The organism is Microtetraspora sp. AC03309, assembly GCF_020826795.1.
Classification (GTDB): Bacteria; Actinomycetota; Actinomycetes; order Streptosporangiales; family Streptosporangiaceae; genus Microtetraspora; species Microtetraspora glauca.
In genome coordinates this window covers 1-341 of record NZ_JADDIL010000676.1, presented here as the reverse complement: position 1 = coordinate 341, position 341 = coordinate 1, and the positions used below count along the sequence as shown (strand labels likewise).

The following is a 341-nucleotide window of genomic DNA, read 5'->3' as shown; positions in this document are numbered from 1 at the left end:
CGTTTCGCCGGTGACGCGTACGGTGCCGTGCTGTTGCTTGACCGTTCTCGTCTTCGCCGGCCGGTTTTTCCCCCGCCCGCCACCGTGCAGCCCGCTGTCGTCCCGCCTGACGCCGAACAGCTCGACCCCAACCAGCAACCCACCGTGCAGCCCGCCACCGTGCAACCCCCCACCGTGCAACCCGCCACCGTTGTGCACCCCACTGCCAGCCAACCCGCTGTTGTGCACCCCACTGCCGGCCAAACCACTGTTGTGCAGTCCACTGCTGACCAACCCACCGTGCAGCCCGCCACCGTGCAGCCCGCCACCGTGCAGCCCGCCACCGTGCAGCCCGCCACCGT

General features: G+C 70.1%; 1 protein-coding gene. It reads right to left on the bottom strand.

Annotation, left to right across the window (positions count from 1 at the left end):
* The coding region (locus tag IMZ11_RS44895; RefSeq protein WP_228649937.1) for a hypothetical protein at window positions 1-341 on the bottom strand (341 nt) is incomplete at both ends.